Source organism: Patescibacteria group bacterium (assembly GCA_018817085.1).
In the GTDB taxonomy this organism is placed as follows: Bacteria; Patescibacteriota; WWE3; order CG2-30-40-12; family CG2-30-40-12; genus CG2-30-40-12.
In genome coordinates this window covers 1-2,788 of sequence record JAHIUT010000017.1, presented here as the reverse complement: position 1 = coordinate 2,788, position 2,788 = coordinate 1, and the positions used below count along the sequence as shown (strand labels likewise).

Annotated in this window: 3 protein-coding genes; 2 read left to right on the top strand and 1 reads right to left on the bottom strand. The window is 44.4% G+C overall.

Going from position 1 to position 2,788, the window contains the following annotated elements; genetic code table 11:
- Nucleotides 1–476 precede the first annotated feature (476 nt).
- Together KJ678_01140 and KJ678_01135 are read left to right on the top strand one after the other, a co-directional pair.
- Nucleotides 477–1,034, top strand: a complete 558-nt coding sequence (locus KJ678_01140) for an NYN domain-containing protein (GenBank protein ID MBU1016753.1) — start codon at nt 477–479, stop codon at nt 1,032–1,034.
- 65 nt (nt 1,035–1,099) lie between these two features.
- Entirely contained in the window at nt 1,100–2,158 is a 1,059-nt protein-coding gene (locus tag KJ678_01135) for a YchF family ATPase (protein MBU1016752.1), read from the top strand.
- A gap of 148 nt (nt 2,159–2,306) precedes the next feature.
- Here the strand turns inward: KJ678_01135 and KJ678_01130 are convergent.
- Nucleotides 2,307–2,788: hypothetical protein (locus KJ678_01130; protein ID MBU1016751.1), on the bottom strand; the 482-nt coding region annotated here is incomplete at its 5' end.

Genomic DNA, 2,788 nt, shown 5'->3' with positions numbered 1-2,788 from the left:
TGGCAGACGGACGGGATGCGCTAGGTCGTGCGCGATGGCTAAACAAACAACAGCCTTCTCCCGTCCACCTGCCGAATCGACGCACGGATTTTTCTGAGCGCGTTACAGCTCACCACCCCCGCGCGGGTGGGCATTTTTGTCATAGCGCCTTGGGCGGTTCGTCGTCCATTTTTGGATTTAGGACGAGCGAACCCTCCCCTTATAGTGGGTTATTGCGCAAGGCGCTCTCCAAGACATTTTCATTTCCTTCCTTTCTTCCACCCTCACCTTACGAAAGGCGGGTGGATGGCTAAATTTTTTAGGCGGGGGGGGGGCAGACCGTGGCCTCGGTCTCTTTTCTAGGAAAGCTCCTCCCCCGACTCTCCAATTATGTGACCATTATACTACAAGTTAAGAGGTTTGTCAATAGTCTGTTCCAAGTCTTGAGTTGAATCGGGGTAGTCCCATTTTCGCAAAGTTATGGTAAAATTTGTGGGATGGATAAAAAAGCCAAGAAAATTCTTGAAAAATACAAAAACAAACGGGCTGGCGTTTTCATTGACGATGCCAATATGTTCCATACTCAAAGAGAATTGAAAAGGACAATAGACTGGCGAAATTTTAAACATTTCTTAGAAAATAATTTTGAAGTTGAGTTCATTAAATATTATAGAGGAGCCTATCCAAAAAGCGAAAAAATCCCCTCAAAGATAAGAGAAAATAATCTACGCTATGCGCAAATTTTAAAAAATCTTGAGTTTGAGGTCATCCATAGAAATCTAAAGAAAATATATATTAATAAGAAAAAAACTAAATTTATTTATAAATGTGATTTTGACGCAGAAATAGGATTTGATGTCGGGGCTTGTTTAACAAAAGTAGACATTGTAATAATAATTAGCGGGGATAGCGACTTCGTCTGTTTAGCTAAAAAACTTCAGAAACAAAATAAAAATTTTCTAATGCTGTGCTTTGAATATAAAGCTCCGTGGGAGGTAAGAAAAATACATCATATTTTCTTAGAGACTATAGAAAACATATTGATACCCAAATAAAAACCCCGACTTACATCGGGGTGGACAATACTATTTTTTTATATCAAAGTAAAGGATGTTTGTCAATGGCTTTATCAATTGGAATTGTGGGTTTGCCTAATGTTGGCAAATCCACATTATTTAATAGCTTATTAAAACGCCAGCAGGCTTTGTGCGCAAATTACCCTTTTGCCACTATTGAACCTAATGTTGGTGTTGTAGCTGTTCCGGACGCACGGTTGGACAAACTATTTGAAATTACATCCACACCGGGTGTGGGGGCGCACACGCCCGGTGTGTGTATTAAAACCCCCGCCGTGTGCAAATTTGTGGATATCGCTGGGCTTGCGCCAAACGCCCATAAAGGCGAAGGGTTGGGAAATAAGTTTCTCTCTCATATTCGCGAAGTTGAGGTTATTCTTCATCTTGTTCGCGCGTTTAAGGATGAAAATATAATAAGGGCTGGTTCCGTTGACCCAGAAAAGGATATTGAACTTATAAATACCGAGCTTATTCTAAAAGACATAGAAACCGTTCAAAAAATGCTTGGGACGAGAAGCAAAAGAGTGGAAACGGTAGCGGAAACCAATGCGTTAAAAGAAATACTAGAACATCTTAATTCGGGAATACTCCTATATAATGTAAAGTTGACAGAAGGCGCTTTGGAGTTGTGCCAAAACATTTCCCTTTTAACCCTAAAACCGCAAGTGGTGGTTTTTAATACGGATGAGAACATCCCCACACCGGGTGTGTGTATTTCCGCGAAACTTGAAAACGAGCTGTCTTCCCTATCCGAAGAGGACCAAAAGGAATACCTAAAACAGCTAGGCATAGAAAAATCGGGGTTGGATAAAGTAATTGCTAAATGTTACGAGCTTTTAGGATACAAAAACTTTTTTACCGCGGGACCAAAAGAGGTTCGGGCTTGGCAATTTATTGGCGGGATGACGGCGCAGGAATGCGCGGGGGTAATTCACACCGATTTTGAGAAAAACTTTATTGCGGCGGATGTGGTTGATTGGAAAGATTTTGTAGAAGAAAAAGGCTGGAAAAATTGCAAGGATAAAGGTTTGGTTCGGCTTGAAGGAAGAGGGTATTTGATGAGAGATGGAGATGTTGTTCTCTTTCGCGTTAATACGAGGTGATTTATGGGTTTTAAAGGAGTTTCCCCGCCAGCTGGCGGAGTGACTCCTTCGTTAAAAAAATACTGGGCAGGGGGACGGAACAAATCTGCGTGAAAATTCCACACAAATCTGTTCCAATCCCCCCGCCCCATTGGCGCGCACTTACCACCTAGACGCGACGAATCCGCGCATGTTGGGGTTGCCGTCGCTGTTGCGCTCGCGGTTTCTCCATCTCCTTCTCATCCACCACCGCCAACCCGCGATAGTTGGCAATGATGTGCGTATGAGTCTCAACAATCGCCCCATCATGGAGAATGAGAAGAGAACCCGAACCCCCAACCAAATCCCACTTCACTGTATCCGCTTCCGTATCGCGACTCTCGCGGTACGGAGCATGACAAAGAATGAGGATGCGCGTATCCGGAACATCGTCCTCTGCAACAACAAGAGGAGCCTGCAGAAGTTTCACCCAAAAAGTGGCACTTCCATCCCCATTCCGGCGACACTCTCGCTCCACAGGCGCTACTTCCATCGCCATCCCGTTCACAATCTCGGGAGGACGCGTGAAGTCCAGCGCTACATAACGCTTGCGTCCGTCCTCGTGGACGCCAACAACAACCTCGCGCTTTTCGTTGCCATCCCTGCCCAGCA

Bases quoted from the DNA above. Each gene is read 5' to 3' on its own strand.
- KJ678_01135 (MBU1016752.1), top strand. From the start codon at position 1,100: ATGGCTTTATCAATTGGAATTGTGGGTTTGCCTAATGTTGGCAAATCC.
- KJ678_01140 (MBU1016753.1), top strand. From the start codon at position 477: ATGGATAAAAAAGCCAAGAAAATTCTTGAAAAATACAAAAACAAACGG.